This window comes from Ruegeria sp. C5, from assembly GCF_056537605.1.
The window spans coordinates 107,382-124,369 of sequence record NZ_JBQFRX010000009.1 but is presented as its reverse complement, the minus strand read 5'-3'; the positions used below and the strand labels follow the sequence as shown (position 1 = coordinate 124,369).

Genomic DNA, 16,988 nt, shown 5'->3' with positions numbered 1-16,988 from the left:
GCGCGAACGCCCGGGTTTTTTTGTTTTTACTTGGTTGGCTATTAGCCCTTGGAGAATTCCGGATACGCTTCCATACCCAGTTCAGCCATGTCGAGGCCGTTGATCTCGTCCTCTTCGCTAACACGGATACCTACGGTGGCCTTCAGGATCGACCAAAGGATAAGAGCAGCACCAAAGGTGAAGACACCATAAGCAATGATCCCGGTCAGCTGAGTGATCAGGCTGGCTTCGCCATAGAAGATCACGGCGATGGTGCCCCAGATGCCAGCGAACAGGTGGACCGGGATGGCGCCGACTACGTCGTCGATCTTGAACTTGTCCAGCATCGGAACCGCGAAGACCACAATGATGCCGCCCACAGCACCGATCCACAGAGCGCCGAACAGGGTTGGGGCCAGCGGCTCAGCAGTGATCGACACCAGTCCCGCCAGCGCGCCGTTCAGCACCATGGTCAGGTCGGGCTTTTTGTACAGCAGCTGTGTCATGATAAGGGCGGCAACGGCACCGGATGCAGCGGCCATGTTAGTGTTGGCAAAGATGCGCGATACGTCCGAGACATCTCCTACAGTGCCCATCGCCAGCTGCGAACCACCGTTGAAGCCGAACCAACCCAGCCACAGGATAAAGGTACCCAGAGTGGCCAGAGCCAGGTTCGAACCAGGCATCGGGTGCACTTTACCGTCCTTGTACTTACCGATGCGCGGCCCAAGGATGAGAGCACCTGCCAGAGCCGCCCAGCCACCGACCGAGTGCACGATGGTTGAACCAGCGAAGTCCGAGAAGCCTGCTTCGGACAGCCAACCACCACCCCACTGCCACGAGCCCGAGATCGGGTACATGATGCCGGTTAGGACAACAACGAAGGCAAGGAAGGGCCACAATTTGATCCGTTCAGCCACCGCACCGGACACGATCGAGGCGGTCGCTGCGACAAAGACCAGTTGGAAGAAAAAATCCGAACCGATTGAGGCGTAGTCAAGCGCCGCAGCATCTGCACCGACACCCACTGGGTCAAGCACGGTGGTCGAGAAGAACGGGCCCAGCCAGCCAGAAATGGTCCAACCATCACCGGGGTACATCAGGTTGAAGCCGATCAGCCAGTACATGATCGCGGCGATTGAAAACAGCGCGATGTTTTTGGTCATCTGCATCGCGACGTTCTTTGAGCGCACCAGCCCGCCTTCGAGCATGGCAAAGCCTGCAGCCATGAAGAACACCAGGAAACCGCCCATCAGGAACAGCAGCGTGGTGAAGATATATTGGGTGTGTTGCGCGGGCTCTCCGGTAGCGGCCTCTTGCGCAAGACCCATCTGCGGCAGTGCGACGATCGCAGCGGCAGGGATGAGAGATTTCATCAGGTTCATTGTTAGTCCTCGAGTGATTGTGAGTAAGCGCGCTTAAAGCGCCTCTTCGTTGGTTTCCCCGGTCCGCACGCGCAGGGCTTGCTCGACATCGAGGACGAAAATCTTGCCGTCACCGATCTTGCCGGTCTTGGCGGTTGTGGTGATGGTTTCGACGATCTGGTCGGCCATGGTGGCGGGCACCACGATCTCAAGCTTGATCTTGGGAACGAAATTCACGGCGTATTCGGCACCGCGATAAATCTCGGTGTGACCCGATTGCGAGCCAAACCCTTTGATCTCAGTCACCATCATGCCGCGCACGCCTGCATTGGTCAGTGCTTCGCGCACCTCCTCAAGCTTGAACGGTTTGATTGTCGCAATGATCAGTTTCACGTCTTTCCCCTCTACTACTCCGGGCGGCCCGGCATTTTGCACCTGCAGAAAAATGCGCGACAGAGGTTCAGATGGAACGTTTTCGGAGGGTAAATGAGGGTAAAAAATCAGCAATTATGCACAATTTTTGCACAAAACACGCTATATGGTGAAAATATAGGCAAACTTGTGAGGGGAAATACGGGTATTTCACACCTCTACATGGCCGTTCCGGCGGGGTATGGTGCCCCAAAAGCATAACCGGGCAGAGTTTGAGCATGACTGAGTCCAACCGTCGCAAATCGCGCCTTGTCGCGGATAAAAGGTACCCGACCAAAGGCCGAAAGCCTGCGGCGACCAAGCGGGCTGCAAAACCCGCTGGTAAGAAGTCGACGGCCCGAAAAGCCGCTCCGCGCAAAACGGCGCGGAAGAAAACGCGGCGCAGTTCTGGTGGGAAGGGCGGTGGCATTTTCCGCCGGCTGTTCCGCTGGTTCTGGCGCATAATTTGGGGGATCAGTTGGAGGGTCGGCGCAGTGGCGGGGTTGCTGTTGGCGCTGGCGGTGGGTGTTGTTTACACCTCATTGCCGGATGTCGATGCCCTGCTTGATGGGCGGGCACGTGGTTCGGTGACCTTGCTGGATCGCGACGGCAAGGTCTTTGCCTGGCGCGGCGATCAGTTTGGCGGCGTGATTACGGCGGATACAGTTTCGCCGCATCTCAAGAACGCCGTGATTGCAACCGAGGATAAACGGTTCTACCGCCATTTCGGCGTCAGCCCGCGCGGTGTCGCCAGCGCGGTACGCATCAACCTGAGCGAAGGACGTGGACCGCTGTCTGGTCACGGTGGTTCAACGATCACCCAGCAAACCGCGAAACTTCTATGCCTGGGTGTGCCTTATGAGCCCAGCGAATGGGAGTCTGAGGCTGCATATGAAGCCGATTGCCGTCAGGGTTCGCTATGGCGCAAGGCGAAAGAGGCAGTTTATGCCATTGCGATGGAGGTCAAATACTCCAAGGATGAAATTCTGACGATCTATCTGAACCGCGCCTTCCTCGGTGCGGGAGCCCGCGGCTTCGAGGCCGCCAGCCAGCGGTATTTCGGTATTTCGGCAGCCGAAGTGTCTCCGGCCGAGGCGGCAATGCTGGCAGGTCTATTGGTGGCCCCGACACGCTATGCGCCAACGAACAACCTACAACGTTCACAAGATCGGGCACGTTTGGTGGTTGGGCTAATGGAGACTCAGGGCTATCTGAGCAGCGCGCAGGCCAGCGAGGCCCGCAGCCGTCCGGCGCAGTTATCCGAGGCCGCTGCCGCGCGTGCTGGTGGTTACTTTGCCGATTGGGTCATGGCCAGCGGGCCTGAGTTTTTCACACGTAACACAACCGAGGACGTGGTGATCCGAACCACACTGGATCAGCGCATTCAAACGTCGGCAGAAGAGGCGCTGAAATTCATCTTCCAGGAGAAGGTGCGCGAAGGGTCTAAAGCGCAGGCCGCCATTGTCGTGATGTCGGCGGATGGCGCGGTTCGAGGTATGGTCGGTGGGCGCAAGACCCGTGTTTCGGGGGCGTTCAACCGGGCTACGCAGGCTCTGCGTCAAACGGGTTCGTCGTTCAAACCGTTTGTCTATGCGACGGCCTTGGAGTTGGGATATTCACCGCTGGACACGGTGATGGATGAACCAACGTGCTGGAACATCGCAGGTTCAGGTCAGTGGTGCCCGAAGAACTACACCAATAAGTTCTATGGCCGGGTGACATTAGCAGATGCGTTGAAGAACTCGTTGAATATTCCCGCAGTCAAAGTGGCGGATATCTCGGGGCTGGACAACGTGCGCACGGTTGCCAGTGGTTTCGGCCTTTCAAGTGATCTGGCCGAGGGACTCGCGCTGGCGCTCGGCGCATCGGAAAGCACGCTGATAGAGATGACGGGCGCTTACGCTGGTATCCTGAACGGCGGTTCAGCGGTGGAACCCTATGGCCTGACCGAGTTGAAGCTGCTTGGTGAGACCGATCCAGTTATGATCACGACAACCGGTATCGGTGAACGCGTCATCAACGACAAGGCCGCCAAACAACTGACCTGGATGATGGAGCGTGTGGTCTCTGAAGGTACGGGTGGGCGCGCGAAGCTGCCGGGCTGGCAGGTGGCGGGCAAGACCGGCACGACCCAGGCCGCGCGGGATGCCTGGTTTATCGGATTTACCGCGGACTACGTTACGGGCGTTTGGATGGGGTATGATGACAATACGCCGTTGTCAGGTGTCACGGGTGGAGGCTTGCCGGCGGAGATATGGAAAGAGACCATGCTGCGCGTGACAGAAGGGATGACGCCCACGCCGTTGCCCATGTTGGCGCCGGACCCACCGGTTAGAACCGCGCAGCCGCAGCAACAGCGCCGTAAGAATCAAACCGGTTTGGACCGTGCGATCAACAACCTGCTAAACAACATCTTCGGAAACTGACGAACAAAAAAAGGCGGTGCGCTGGGCACCGCCTTTGCTAGTCTGAATGATCGTAAGATCAGACGCTTTCGTCTAGCGCTGCCAGAATTGCATCACCCATTTCGCTGGTCGAAACCGGCTCAACCCCTTCTTCGGCCAGCAGGTCAGCTGTGCGAACGCCGTCGGCCAGAACCTTCTCGATCGCCGCTTCCAGACGATCCGCTTCGTCGCCCTGATCAAAGCTGTAGCGCAGTGCCATGGCGAAGCTGAGGATACACGCAATTGGGTTGGCCTTGCCTTGACCTGTAATGTCCGGGGCCGAGCCATGAACGGGTTCATACATGGCCTTAGGGCGGCCATTCGCCATCGGTGCGCCCAGCGAGGCAGACGGCAGCATGCCCAAAGACCCGGTCAGCATCGCTGCGCAATCGGATAGTACATCTCCAAACAGGTTGTCGGTGACGATCACGTCAAACTGTTTGGGCGCGCGCACAAGCTGCATCGCGCCGTTGTCTGCATACATGTGTGACAGCTCGACCTCGGGGTATTCCTGACCGACACGTGTCACGACCTCGCGCCACAGGATGCCCGATTCCATCACATTCGCTTTTTCCATCGAGCACAGTTTCTTGTTCCGGCGCATCGCCAGCTCAAACGCGGAACGTGCTGCGCGTTCGATCTCGGATTCGGTGTAGCGCTGGGTGTTGATGCCAACGCGCTCATTGCCTTCTTCAAAGATGCCGCGCGGCTCACCGAAGTAGACACCCGATGTCAGCTCGCGCACAATCATGATGTCGAGGCCAGCGACTACATCCTTCTTTAGCGAAGAGAAATCCGCCAGCGCGTCGAAGCACTGAGCTGGGCGCAGGTTGGAATACAGGTCCATTTCCTTGCGCAAACGCAGCAGTCCGCGTTCGGGTTTCAGGCTGAAATCCAGATCGTCATACTTAGGGCCGCCAACAGCCCCCAGCAGAACAGCGTCGACCTCTTGTGCCTTGGCCATGGTCTCATCCGACAGGGGCTTCCCGTGCGCATCATAGGCAGCGCCGCCGACCAGATCCTCGCTCACGTCAAATTGAAGACCGCGATTGGCGCCGAACCAATCGATGATTTTGCGCACTTCGGCCATAACTTCCGGGCCAATTCCGTCTCCGGGCAGGATGAGGAGCGAGGGGTTGGACATCGACAGTCTCCTTGCGTTTTGTCGCACAGGCCCTAGCGTTTGCGGCGCATCGGGTCAATGAGACGAACCCATCAAATCACGAGGAAACCACATGCTGACACCCGGAAATCCGGCCCCATCGCTAAAAATCGAAACAGTAAGCCATGGCACCTTTGATCTTGAGCGCGACACTGGCGAAAACGGAACGCTGGTGATTCAGTATCGCGGTCTGCATTGCCCGATCTGCGTTCGCCAAATGGGTGAGGTCGAGGCTGCGCTGGATGAATTCGCCGAGCTGGGGATTGAGGTGATCATGATCACCACGGATACCGACGAACGTGCGGCCGAGACGGTTGAGAAGGCCGGAGTGTCGAAGCTGCGCGTAGGATACGGCCTGTCCATGGCCGACGCGCGGGATGTCTGGGGCCTGAACATCTCGGTGGCTCGTGAAGGTAGTGCCGAGCCAGCGTTGTTCGCTGAGCCGGGACATTTCTATATCAAACCTGATCAGACCCTCTATTACGTCTGGCAGCAGACAACGCCTTTTGCGCGACCGCCGATGTCGGACATCGTCGGCGGTTTGAAATTCACCTTGGCCAATAACTATCCTGCGCGCGGCACCTATACCGGCGCGCTGTAGGCGGTTTTAAAGCCGGGCCTTCAACCCGTCGGCCAGCAAATCCCAGACTCTGCGAATGCGCGGGGTCTGTCGCATCGCCTGAGGGGCAGCCAGCCAGACCGGCAGCACCGGTATCTCGACATCAATATCTAGCACTTCGACCAGAGGATCGGACTGCGCGATGCTGAGTTGGCTGAAGCCCACCCCACACCCTGCGCGGATCAATTCCCAATAGGCAGTCTGGTTGTCGCATCGCGTGGCAAAGCTGTCCCGGCTGGCAGGCCAGCCCTTGTTCCGCATAGCGGTGATAATGTCTTCATTGGTGTCAAATCCCACAAGGTCGTGCTGCATCAGCTCTGTCGGCGTTGTTGGTCGCCCCGCACGATCCAGATAGCTTTGGGCGGCGCAGAAACACAGCGGAACCTCACCGATATGCTTTGCCACGATGTCGACCTGTTCGGGCCGATACATGCGAACGGCAATATCGGCCTCGCGGAACAGCAAGTTTTCGCTGGCATCCGAGGCGACCAGATCAAGCTGAATGGCCGGTTCTGCCTCACGGATTGCGGCAAGTATCGGCGGCAACAGGTGATGCGATACAAATACCGAAGCGGTGATCCTGACCGACCCTTCCAGCTGTTGCGCCTGACCCGCTGCCGTCAGCCCCAGGGCATTGACTGCGCTGTACATCTGCTGCGCCATTGGCAGCACTTGCTGCCCCACCTCGCTGAGCGTCAGTCCACGCGCGTGACGATCAAACAGCGAGACCCCCAATTCTTCTTCCAGCGCATGCACCTGACGTCCAAGCGTCGGCTGGCTGCGACCCAGTTGCTTTGCGGCTGCGGATAGTGAGCCGGTTTCGGCAACCGCCAGAAAGCTTTGAACTAAGGACCAGTCGGATAGTTGGAGTGTTTTAGCCATTCAAAAACGAATACATAATCTGCGATTTTTCGCAATTTCCAAAACATCGTGAATGAATAGATTGATCCGGAACGGAGGGATCAATGCCACAAACGGTACTCATTCTCGGGGCCACCGGTCGATTTGGACGCAACGCTGCAAGAGCCTTTTCGGATGCGGGATGGATTGTGCAAAAGTTTGATCGACGCAGGGAGGAATTGCGCACGGCGGTACATGGAGTAGACGTCATCGTGAACGCCTGGAACCCGCTTTACCCCGACTGGGCGGAGCAGGTGCCAGAGTTGCATCGTCAGGTAATCGCCGCTGCATCAGAGCGTGACTTGACGGTCATTGTCCCGGGGAACGTTTATGTTTTCGGTGCGGATACGCCCGGCCCCTGGTCGACCAGGACACCGCATCTTGCGCGAAATCCGTTGGGACGCATTCGGATCGAGATGGAAGAGGCTTATCGTGCCTCGTCGGTTCGGACCATCATGTTGCGGGCAGGTGATTTCATAGACACCACGGCCTCTGGCAATTGGTTCGATCAGATTCTCATCAAACACTTGCGGCGCGGGCGCTTTGTGTATCCCGGCAATCCGGATATCGAGCATGCTTGGGCCTATCTGCCCGATTTAACTCGCGCTGCTGTGGAGTTGGCAGAAATGCGCAGCCTGCTACCGCGTTTCTGCGATGTCCCCTATGCTGGATACACCTTGACCGGCAATGAAATGGCATTGGCGCTTTCGCAGGTTGCGGGGCGTGAACTCACCCTTAAACAGATGGCATGGTGGCCTTTGCATCTGGCCCGCCCGTTCTGGCGTATGGCGCCTCATTTGCTTGAGATGAGGTATCTATGGAATACTTCTCACCGGCTGGACGCACGCCTCTTTGATGCTCTGCTCCCGGAATTTGCGCAGACCGACCTAAATGACGCGTTGAGGAACGCCGTGTCTGAACCTGTGCAATATGAATCCCGCCAGCGATTCGGCACAGTCATACGGTCATGATCGAAGCCTATTCGTCGAATAGATCGACCCAGACAAGCCGGTGACGGCTTGCGGCGACGGCCGCGTCACGGGATGTGGGTTCCGGCCAGTAAATGCCCGCATCGTGCACACGCCAATCCGCCGAAGGTAGGACATAATCAACTCTCATCTCGCCAACGCCCTTCCACAAAACTGTTGAAGTTGACCCCGCAGGGTCAACAGGCATCGGATCCTGCAGATGCGGATTGGCCAGAAGATCACGGATTGCCGATTTGCGACCCTCGCCTTTGTAAGGATCCTGGTTCGCATCACCTGCGATGACAAAACGGCCTGTAGGTTTCTCACCCAGATCACCGTTCAGCAAAAGCGACCAGAGCCGAATTTCATCCCGGTTGCGCAGTCCGTTCCGATCTTCAGGTCCATCAAAGACAGGCGGGCTGGCGTGAAACGTCATCAGGTTTAGGCGACCACTCGGGGTGTCGACCGGAACGACCCAATGCGATGTAGAAGACAGCCGCTGAACAGCCTGCGCTTGTGGTGATGGGAAGGGCTCTCCATCCTCGGCTGGCAGCTGGGCATCCGGCAAGTCGCGCCACCGCATCTGGGTGAATGACCGCACTTGATCAGTAGCGATAGGATAGCGGGACAGCACTGCCAGCCCATTCTGGCCGGTGAACCGCCCCCAGCCTTGTGCATCGCCCGGGCCGCCCGTCTCGCCGTCCCCATCCAGATCCAACGCGGTTTCGATCCCGGAATTGGGTTGCTCGGCATAACTGTATCGATAATCCAAGCCGTTGCTTTTCAGCGCCTCGACCAGCGCAGCAAGGGCAAGCCCGTCTAAATCCCAATCGATGCCTTGCAGCGCGACGATATCGGGACGGGTTGTCATCAGCACCTCGATCACCGCAGCGACCTGAGGGTCGTTCCGCCGAATATCACGCAGCAACAGGCCGGGACCTTCGCGACTGAGTTCTGTATTGAAACTTGCGATGCGCAATGTCTCTGCCTGTGCCGTAAACGGCAACAGCAACAGAACCAGCAGTCGGATCATGCGATCTGAGTTGACTCGGAAGTTGAGTATGCGCGGCGCTTCTCAACGATCAGGCCGGCAATGCGCAGTGTCGCCATACCTCGCATGATCATGCTGGCAGGCAGGAATGCCCATGCGCAAAGCGTCCAGATCAATGTCTGCGGATTGCTGAGCGCGATCGGCGTGATGAAAGCAGCCATCAGTTTGATCAGGGCAGGAATCAGGAAAGGCAGCAAAGCCCCAATTGCGATGTTGAGCCGCCCGTCACGCTGCAGACGGGTGACCACATCACCACCCTTGGTTGGGTCAAACAGCGGTAGATTGGTCCAGACGTTGAACGCGCCGTTGCCTGTTGGCCATCCCCGAAGCTTTACTGCATAGGCAAAGCTGGCGATGGTAACCAAGGCCGCGACATAAGCGACGCTGGCGGAGATACGCACCAAATCTACGAGGGGCTGGCTGGCATCGGCGGGCAGCATCAGAACCACAAGACGAACGGGGGAGTAGGGGAAATCCACCACATTCGCGACCATCAGGCCAACTGAATAAAACAGGCCAGTAAGTTCCGAGGGGGCATAGGCGTTCTTGCAGATCAGCGTCAGGAAGGTAACCATCGACATCAAACCGACAAAGCGCAGCCTGTTCACAGGTGGTGCGTCACGAAATTCGATAAAGCTTGGAAAGGCCGAGTTGTATTCCGAGAAAGTCAGGATAAACGCAAGGATCGCCAGAAAGACGACAATCTCAGTCCCATTCGACGTCGATGTAGGCAGGTACAACGCAGGGGTAAGCACCATAAGTGCTACCAATAATCCACGTATCGCCGCCCCCGTTGTGCGTGCAATCACAATCCGAACCCTTTTTCAAACCGGCGTAGTCGATTCTGTGCCGACTTATCGTCCAACTTGTGCTCACCGCTCGTTCGTTGGCGGCTACCTCATGGGAGCCAACTTTGCCGATAAGCGGTATTTCGCTCAAGCCAATGAGCAAATAACACGCAATTTCGGGCAAAATGATGGCGCAACTGGTGCGGGATTGCATCAATTTCGACGCAAATCCGACGTGTATCTCAAATTGATACCTACATGTTGTGGTGCACTGGGTTTTTGCCCCAAGAATGCGAACAGGGCCGCGCTTGCGACCCTGTTAGGTTGAGTATCAACAGATTCGTCCCCAGAATCATACCCAGGGGCGGGCCTGACTCGCATGATCTTCGAACTTATCGATGTGATGGTCTTTTTCCATCGTCAGGCCAATATCGTCCAGACCGTTCAGCAGGCAGTGCTTGCGGTGTGGGTCAATGTCGAACTCGATGACCATGCCATCCGAAGTGGTAATCTGCTGATCTTCCAGATGCACGGTCATGCGGGCGTTTTCACCCTTGTGCGCGTCATCCATAAGAATCGCGTGATGCTCTTCTTCGACTACGATGGGCAGGATGCCGTTCTTGAAGCAGTTGTTGAAAAAGATGTCGGCGAAGCTGGTCGAGATCACCACCTTGATGCCGAAATCCTTGATCGCCCACGGCGCATGTTCCCGCGACGAGCCGCAACCGAAATTGTCGCCAGCCACCAGAATCTCGGTGTTGCGATAAGCGGGTTTGTTCAGAACGAAATCTTCGTTCTCGCCGCCATGATCGTGATAGCGCATCTCATCAAACAGCACGACACCCAGGCCAGAGCGTTTGATGGTTTTCAGGTGCACTTTGGGAATGATCATATCGGTGTCGATATTGATCAGTGGCATTGGGGCGGCCACCCCGTGGACTTTTTCGAACTTTTCCATTTCTACACTCCTGCGGGGTAGGGCCGCGCCCGTGCTCCGCGTTTAAGCTTCTTTCGCTTCTGTTGTTTCGTCCTTGGGTGCGTTCTTGATGAAGAACGCCATGAAGACCAATCCGAACCCGTTGAACAGCATCTCAATGCCCAGGAAGATCCCCAGTATGCTCAGCAGAGCAGCCGGTTCCTTGCCCACATAGGTCCAGATGATGCCGGCGAGGATGATCGACAAGATGCCCGAGATCATCGTGGGCCAGAAAAACTGCGTTCCTTTCATCTGGAACGACAGAATGACCCGCGCGATGCCGCCTGCCATGAACAGGATCAGCATCACGGTCGCCAGAGTCAGCGTGCCCTGCAGCGGATGATCCAGAAAGGACCAGCCCAGAAACAGCATGACCGCACCCATGATGAGTGACAGGATCTTGTTGCCAGTGCCTTCAACCGTGAAGCCACCAACGATCTGCATTCCGCCCGCAATCAATAGCAACACACCGGTTACTACTGTTACGGCAACGGACGCCACGACCGGTGCGCCCAATACGAACACCCCGAATGCTATGGACAAAAGTCCAAGCAGTAGCCATTTGACCCAATCACTCATGTTAGTCTCTCCATCAAATATCTAGATATGAGAGACTCTTACATCAATTCACGGACGTCTGTCAGCCGTCCTGTGATTGCCGCAGCGGCAGCCATTGCAGGGCTCAGCAGATGGGTACGCCCACCGCGACCCTGACGGCCTTCGAAGTTGCGGTTCGAAGTCGCGGCACAGCGCTCGCCCGGTTGCAGCTGGTCGGGGTTCATCGCCAGACACATTGAACAGCCCGCAAGACGCCACTCGAAACCGGCATCTTTGAAGATCTCGGCCAAACCTTCTTCTTCGGCCTGTGCACGCACCAAGCCCGAGCCTGGTACGACCATGGCGCGCATGCCGTCCTTGATCTTCTTGCCTTTCAGGATTTCCGCCGCAGCGCGCAGGTCTTCGATCCGACCGTTGGTGCAAGAGCCGATGAAAACAGTGTCGATTTCAACATCGCTCAGCTTTTGACCGGCTTCCAAGCCCATATACTCGATCGAACGGCGGGCCGCGTCGACTTTACCGCCTTCGAAATCTTCGGGATGCGGTACGGATGCGGTGATCGGCAGCACATCTTCGGGACTGGTGCCCCAAGTGACGACCGGCGCGATATCTTCACCACGCAGCGTGATGACTTTATCGAAATGCGCATCTTCGTCGGTGTAAAGCGTCTTCCACCAGTCCATCGCGGCTTCCCACTGCGCGCCTTTGGGGGCATGCGGGCGGCCTTTGACATATTCAAAGGTGGTCTCATCCGGCGCGATCAGGCCAGCGCGGGCACCGCCTTCGATGGCCATGTTACAGACGGTCATGCGCCCTTCCATCGAAAGATCGCGGATCGCTTCGCCGCAATACTCGATGACATAACCTGTGCCGCCAGCAGTACCGGTCTCGCCGATCACAGCCAGAGTGATATCTTTGGCGGTCACACCCGGCTGCAGTTTGCCGGTGATTTCGACCTTCATGTTCTTGGACTTCTTCTGGATCAGAGTCTGGGTGGCCAGAACGTGTTCAACCTCGGATGTGCCGATGCCGTGCGCCAGAGCGCCGAATGCACCATGAGTCGCCGTGTGGCTGTCGCCGCAAACAACGGTCATGCCGGGCAGGGTCCAGCCCTGTTCGGGGCCGACGATATGCACAATGCCCTGACGGACGTCGTGCACAGGGTAATAGTGAATGCCGAAATCTTTGGCGTTCTTGTCCAGTGCCTCGACCTGAATGCGTGATTCCGGGTTTTCGATACCATTCACACGGTCCGGCGTGGTCGGAACGTTGTGATCCGGCACGGCGATGGTTTTTTCTGGCGCGCGCACCTTGCGGCCCGCCATGCGCAGGCCTTCGAATGCCTGTGGGCTGGTCACTTCGTGCACCAGATGGCGGTCGATATACAGCAGGCAGGTGCCATCATCGGCCTCGTGGGCGACATGGGCATCCCAGATCTTGTCATAGAGTGTTTTGGGGGACATCGGTCCTCTCCCGTATGTAATGAGAAATAGCTGGCGAGTTGGCTTAGGCCGCCGATAGGCGGGCCAAGACCGTGCGGGCAGCCCCAAAGAACCGTTCACGCAGACGCGCGCGATCTTCCAGATTCTGTTCTTGGGCCACATTGAGTCTCATACGCACCAGATATAACGGGCATTCGTGTCAATCAAGGTTCAATCCCAACCGTCTCACTGCGGGCTTGCATCATCCAGCATCGCTGTCCAAGCTGACCTGCAGGAGAGGTGAATGAACCAGGATTTACTACCGGAGACGCTCTCGGAGCTTTACGCCAACATGACGGCGGCGTTTTCCTCGCAAATTGAAGGTCTGGCCGAGTTGATCGTCACCCCGGGATGGCGGCAGTATCAACTCATCATCATCTTGTTTCTCTGGGCAATTTCATTCTTGCTGAAACTGCTGACGCAGGGCCGATGGGAAACCTGGGCGAGGGCCCGGGTGGGATGGCCGAAATGGCGCTTGCGGATATTGATACATCTGATGCGCCGTCTGACGTTGGTCTATTTTGTGTTGCTGTCTGGTGGGCTTTATCTGGTGATGCAACAGGTCACATGGCCGTCGCGGAGCTACATACTTGGTGTCTTCGCAACGCTGGCTGTTGCATGGCTGGCCATCGCGTTGGTTTCGCGATTGGTGAGAAACCGAACGCTGCGACAAATATTTAAATGGTCTATGTGGGTCTATGCCACGTTGATTGCGTTGAACCTGACGGATGATGTAGCCGGTTTCCTTGATGGCGTCGCCATTTCTATCGGTGATCTTCATATCTCGGCGCTGGGCATCATCAAGGCTGTACTGCTGATTGGCGTCCTGCTGACTTTGGCGCGTGTCGGCACACGCGCGGCTGAGCGCGGCCTTACGAACAATCAAGACATAACACCATCGATGCAGGTTCTTCTGGCCAAGGGTATTCAGGTGCTGCTCTACGGGGCGGTGTTCATGGCGGCGATCCGCACCCTCGGGTTTGATCTGACTGGCATAGCGTTGCTGTCCGGGGCCATTGGCGTCGGGATCGGGTTTGGCCTGCAAAAAGTGGTTTCGAACCTGATCTCAGGCATTATCATCCTGATGGACCGGTCGATCAAACCGGGCGACGTGATTTCACTCGGGGACACATTTGGTTGGATTAACGCGCTGGGCGCGCGCTATGTCTCGGTGGTTACGCGGGATGGTCGGGAATATCTGATTCCAAACGAAGATCTGATTACCAATCAGGTTGTAAACTGGTCGCATTCCGACCGTTTCGTGCGGTTGGATCTTGATTTCGGCACCAGCTACGACGACGACCCGCACAAAGTCCGCGCGACAGCGATCCGTGCCGTCAAGACGGTTGGTCGAGTGCTGAGTGGAGGCAAACATGAACCTGTCTGCCATATCACTGGTTTCGGTGACAGCAGCGTGGACTATGTGTTGCGCTTCTGGATCAGTGATCCGAACAAGGGTCTGACAAACATTCGGGGCAATGTTTTCCTGGCGCTGTGGGATGCGTTCAAGGTCGAAGACATCTCGCTTCCGTTCCCGCAGCGTGAAATCCGCGTATTGGGCGGCCCGGAGGCCGACGCCGAGGTGCAACATCTCGCCAAAGAGTGACTGGATGTGGGGCGCAGCGTCGGCCCTTTCATTGAAATGTTGCAATCCCCTTGTTACCCTATTAGTACCCCGGCGCCGGGGTTTGGCGGCGCGCAGCAAAGGAGGACTATGTCCTGTCTCTACATACACAGGCGGGTTTGCCCGCCGATGATGGGGCCGGTGTAATGGCCCACTCTCAGTCAATCAGCGACAAGCTGCTTGAACGTATCCTTTCCTCACTTTCCGATGACAAGGCCGAAGACGTCGTGCAGATCAACCTGCAAGGTAAGTCTTCTGTTGCGGATCACATGGTGATTGCCTCTGGTCGGTCGACCCGTCAGGTCTCGGCCATGGCGGAAAAGCTGACGGATCGCATCAAGCAGGAATTCGGTTTCACCTCGAAGGTCGAAGGCAAGGATGCCGGCGACTGGGTGCTGATCGATACGGGCGACGTGGTCGTCCATATCTTCCGCCCCGAAGTGCGTGAATTCTATCAGCTGGAAAAGATGTGGCTGCCTCAGGGCGGCAGCGCCTCGGCGAATTGAGGCGCCATCCCGGCCTGTATTGAGGGGCCGGAGGCGAGAGAGACATGCGTATCAGCATCGTTGCGGTCGGGCGATTGCGCGCCGGACCGGAGAAATCCCTGCTTGACGACTATCTGACCCGATTTGACCGGACCGGCCGCGCGCTGGGGCTTGGGCCTGCGCGCGTGATCGAGGTTGAAGACAAGAAAAACGCTGGCATGGGGGCCGAGGCCACCCTGCTGCGCAAGGCGCTGCCCAAAGGTGTGGTGATCTGTACCCTAGATGAGCGCGGACGGGTGTTGTCCTCGCCTGATTTTGCAAAAAAGCTGGGTGGATGGCGCGACGCGGGCCGACAGGATCTGGCGCTGATCATCGGCGGAGCGGACGGAATAGACCCTAATCTGCGGGCGGAGGCTGATTTTTCCCTATCCTTTGGGTCAATGGTCTGGCCCCATATGTTGGTCCGTGTGATGCTGGCCGAGCAACTTTACCGGGCCGCGACCATCCTTTCAGGCGGCCCTTATCACCGGGTCTGACATGGCGCAGCTATTGATCGTCTACCACTCGCGCACCGGCGGCACCCGGCAAATGGCTGAAGCCGCAGCCGAAGCAGCGCGGGATGAAGCGAACACCATCCTGAAAACCGCCGATCAGGCCGGGCCAAACGACCTGCTGGCCGCCGATGGCTATATCTTCTGCGCACCCGAGAACCTGGCTGCGATTTCGGGTCTGATGAAAGAGTTTTTCGACCGCTGTTATTATCCTGTGCTGGGGAGGATCGAAGGTCGACCCTATGCGCAGATGGTCTGCGCCGGATCAGATGGTGAGAATGCCGCGCGACAGATGGCACGGATCGCAACGGGGTGGCGGTTGAAAGAGGTGCAACCGCCCCTAATCATCTGCACTCATGCGCAAACACCCAAGGCGATCTTGGCCGAAAAGATCATTCCCGAAGAACAACTTGAAAACTGTCGTGAGGTTGGAGCGGCCTTGGCCGCAGGTCTCAGCCTCGGGGTGTTCTGAGGGTCAGTTCAGATCGACCACGGTCGTGTCTTCGCTCCAACCACCGACATTGTCGCGCGCCTGAATTTGCACCTGCGTGGTCCCGTCCGGAATCACCACCCCGCCAAGTGACCGTGTAAAGGGCTGCTCATCGACATGAGGGTGATGCAGCACACGCATCCCCAGCTCGTTCCCCTGCATATCCAGAACACGCCAGCCGTCGGCATAGTCATCCCATCCGGTGTCGGAGTGGCGGATCGTGACGTCGAAGCGCCAGGTATCCCCATTTGATTGGGCCGAAACCTGTTCGACCGTCGGAGGGTCGGCGAATGCGGGGCTGGCCAGTAAGGCGCTGAGAATCAGATATCGCATGGGGCCAAACTATGCGCTCGCGCATGGCATTGCGATCACGACTCTGTGTTTGGTGGCGCAGTCATGATTACGGTGCGCGAATGCGAGGCGAATTCGCGACGATAGAGCACACCGAATGTGACGATTGAGCTTAGGATCAGGGCTACCGGTCCAAGTATCCATGCGATTGAAGCCAACGCAAAATATGTCGCCCGCAACGCGCGATTGAAACTACGAGCCGCCGTGATGCAGATATCAGCGGATTGTGTGGCGCGTGGATAGGCCTGTGGATCATCGGGGTCATTTGGAACAGCGGCCATCAGGATTGCGCAATACCCAAACAGGCGATGCGACCAGACAAATTTCAGAAAAGCGTTCGACAGAAAAAGCAGAATAATCAGTATCTTGATTTCCCAAACCATGGCAGGCGCACGGCCGATGGCAAGATCTTCAGCAACCCCAGCAAGGCGTTCGGTATTGCCAAGCAATGCCAAACCGCCGCCTATTGCAATCATGATTGTCGAAGCGAAGAACGTGCTGCCCTGGCGCATGGCCGAGATCACTTGTGCATCGAACACACGCGGCTGGCGCGTCACCATTTCACGCATCCAGACCTTGCGGAAATCATCCATCATCAATGAAACCGACGGTTTCTGAGAGGACGGATTTTCGATCCTCCACCCAATCCCTAGCCATGTCGCGAACAACAACAAAACGGCTGCATAGTCCAGCGAGGAAAACAGTAATGTGCGGTCGATCCAGGTCATGCCGCGACACTATTGTTGGATTCGGTAACTTGCCAGCCGATAAAATTGGTAATATAAT

19 protein-coding genes are annotated in these 16,988 nt (G+C 57.2%); 7 read left to right on the top strand and 12 right to left on the bottom strand.

Annotation, left to right across the window (positions count from 1 at the left end):
* Window positions 1–41: 41 nt before the first annotated feature.
* Entirely contained in the window at window positions 42–1,364 is a 1,323-nt protein-coding gene (locus ACR0AW_RS20350) for an ammonium transporter (RefSeq protein WP_170395150.1), read from the bottom strand.
* A 33-nt stretch (window positions 1,365–1,397) separates the two neighbouring features.
* Window positions 1,398–1,736 (bottom strand): P-II family nitrogen regulator, encoded by a 339-nt coding sequence (locus ACR0AW_RS20345; RefSeq protein ID WP_039541190.1) that lies wholly within the window; start codon window positions 1,734–1,736, stop codon window positions 1,398–1,400.
* A 257-nt stretch (window positions 1,737–1,993) separates the two neighbouring features.
* Here ACR0AW_RS20345 and ACR0AW_RS20340 point away from each other — a divergent pair, with 257 nt between their 5' ends.
* Entirely contained in the window at window positions 1,994–4,180 is a 2,187-nt protein-coding gene (locus ACR0AW_RS20340; RefSeq protein ID WP_170776368.1) for a PBP1A family penicillin-binding protein, read from the top strand.
* Between the two features lie 58 nt (window positions 4,181–4,238).
* Here ACR0AW_RS20340 and leuB read toward each other — a convergent pair whose 3' ends face one another.
* Window positions 4,239–5,342 (bottom strand): 3-isopropylmalate dehydrogenase, encoded by a 1,104-nt coding sequence (gene leuB / locus ACR0AW_RS20335; protein ID WP_170626350.1) that lies wholly within the window; start codon window positions 5,340–5,342, stop codon window positions 4,239–4,241.
* A 91-nt stretch (window positions 5,343–5,433) separates the two neighbouring features.
* On the opposite strand from leuB, the gene ACR0AW_RS20330 reads away from it, so the two are divergent.
* Window positions 5,434–5,961: a redoxin domain-containing protein gene (locus tag ACR0AW_RS20330; protein WP_170515492.1), complete on the top strand. Its 528-nt coding sequence runs from the start codon at window positions 5,434–5,436 to the stop codon at window positions 5,959–5,961.
* 6 nt (window positions 5,962–5,967) lie between these two features.
* Here the strand turns inward: ACR0AW_RS20330 and ACR0AW_RS20325 are convergent, their stop codons facing one another.
* Window positions 5,968–6,861, bottom strand: coding sequence for a LysR family transcriptional regulator (locus tag ACR0AW_RS20325; RefSeq protein ID WP_170395159.1), 894 nt, complete (start codon window positions 6,859–6,861; stop codon window positions 5,968–5,970).
* An 83-nt stretch (window positions 6,862–6,944) separates the two neighbouring features.
* Between ACR0AW_RS20325 and ACR0AW_RS20320 the strand changes: the two genes are divergently transcribed.
* A complete protein-coding gene (locus ACR0AW_RS20320; protein WP_170734176.1) occupies window positions 6,945–7,850 on the top strand; it encodes a sugar nucleotide-binding protein in 906 nt (301 codons plus the stop codon).
* Between the two features lie 7 nt (window positions 7,851–7,857).
* Here the strand turns inward: ACR0AW_RS20320 and ACR0AW_RS20315 are convergent, their stop codons facing one another.
* The 6 genes from ACR0AW_RS20315 to ACR0AW_RS20290 all read right to left on the bottom strand — a co-directional run bounded on the left by ACR0AW_RS20315 (window position 7,858) and on the right by ACR0AW_RS20290 (window position 12,834).
* Entirely contained in the window at window positions 7,858–8,880 is a 1,023-nt protein-coding gene (locus tag ACR0AW_RS20315) for an endonuclease/exonuclease/phosphatase family protein (RefSeq protein WP_170734175.1), read from the bottom strand.
* Window positions 8,877–9,707, bottom strand: coding sequence for a hypothetical protein (locus ACR0AW_RS20310; protein ID WP_170395166.1), 831 nt, complete (start codon window positions 9,705–9,707; stop codon window positions 8,877–8,879). The genes ACR0AW_RS20315 and ACR0AW_RS20310 overlap by 4 nt, the downstream gene beginning before the upstream one ends.
* A gap of 331 nt (window positions 9,708–10,038) precedes the next feature.
* Window positions 10,039–10,644, bottom strand: a complete 606-nt coding sequence (leuD, locus tag ACR0AW_RS20305; protein ID WP_170395169.1) for a 3-isopropylmalate dehydratase small subunit — start codon at window positions 10,642–10,644, stop codon at window positions 10,039–10,041.
* A 42-nt stretch (window positions 10,645–10,686) separates the two neighbouring features.
* Entirely contained in the window at window positions 10,687–11,241 is a 555-nt protein-coding gene (locus tag ACR0AW_RS20300) for a DUF308 domain-containing protein (protein ID WP_170734174.1), read from the bottom strand.
* 38 nt (window positions 11,242–11,279) lie between these two features.
* Entirely contained in the window at window positions 11,280–12,683 is a 1,404-nt protein-coding gene (leuC, locus tag ACR0AW_RS20295) for a 3-isopropylmalate dehydratase large subunit (RefSeq protein WP_170395174.1), read from the bottom strand.
* Between the two features lie 43 nt (window positions 12,684–12,726).
* Window positions 12,727–12,834 (bottom strand): isopropylmalate isomerase, encoded by a 108-nt coding sequence (locus tag ACR0AW_RS20290; protein ID WP_082025160.1) that lies wholly within the window; start codon window positions 12,832–12,834, stop codon window positions 12,727–12,729.
* 111 nt (window positions 12,835–12,945) lie between these two features.
* Here ACR0AW_RS20290 and ACR0AW_RS20285 point away from each other — a divergent pair, with 111 nt between their 5' ends.
* From ACR0AW_RS20285 to ACR0AW_RS20270, 4 genes are all read left to right on the top strand, one after another.
* The gene (locus ACR0AW_RS20285) at window positions 12,946–14,307 is read left to right on the top strand and encodes a mechanosensitive ion channel domain-containing protein (RefSeq protein ID WP_170734173.1); all 1,362 of its coding nucleotides are present in this window, start codon (window positions 12,946–12,948) and stop codon (window positions 14,305–14,307) included.
* A 164-nt stretch (window positions 14,308–14,471) separates the two neighbouring features.
* Window positions 14,472–14,831, top strand: a complete 360-nt coding sequence (gene rsfS, locus ACR0AW_RS20280; protein ID WP_039541351.1) for a ribosome silencing factor — start codon at window positions 14,472–14,474, stop codon at window positions 14,829–14,831.
* A gap of 44 nt (window positions 14,832–14,875) precedes the next feature.
* Window positions 14,876–15,346, top strand: a complete 471-nt coding sequence (rlmH, locus tag ACR0AW_RS20275) for a 23S rRNA (pseudouridine(1915)-N(3))-methyltransferase RlmH (RefSeq protein WP_170408706.1) — start codon at window positions 14,876–14,878, stop codon at window positions 15,344–15,346.
* A 1-nt stretch (window position 15,347) separates the two neighbouring features.
* The gene (locus tag ACR0AW_RS20270) at window positions 15,348–15,833 is read left to right on the top strand and encodes an NAD(P)H-dependent oxidoreductase (RefSeq protein ID WP_170423281.1); all 486 of its coding nucleotides are present in this window, start codon (window positions 15,348–15,350) and stop codon (window positions 15,831–15,833) included.
* Window positions 15,834–15,836: 3 nt separating this feature from the next.
* On the opposite strand, the gene ACR0AW_RS20265 is transcribed toward ACR0AW_RS20270, so the two are convergent.
* A complete protein-coding gene (locus ACR0AW_RS20265; RefSeq protein ID WP_170395187.1) occupies window positions 15,837–16,184 on the bottom strand; it encodes a hypothetical protein in 348 nt (115 codons plus the stop codon).
* Between the two features lie 35 nt (window positions 16,185–16,219).
* Window positions 16,220–16,930, bottom strand: a complete 711-nt coding sequence (locus ACR0AW_RS20260) for a DUF599 domain-containing protein (RefSeq protein ID WP_170395190.1) — start codon at window positions 16,928–16,930, stop codon at window positions 16,220–16,222.
* Window positions 16,931–16,988 lie beyond the last annotated feature (58 nt).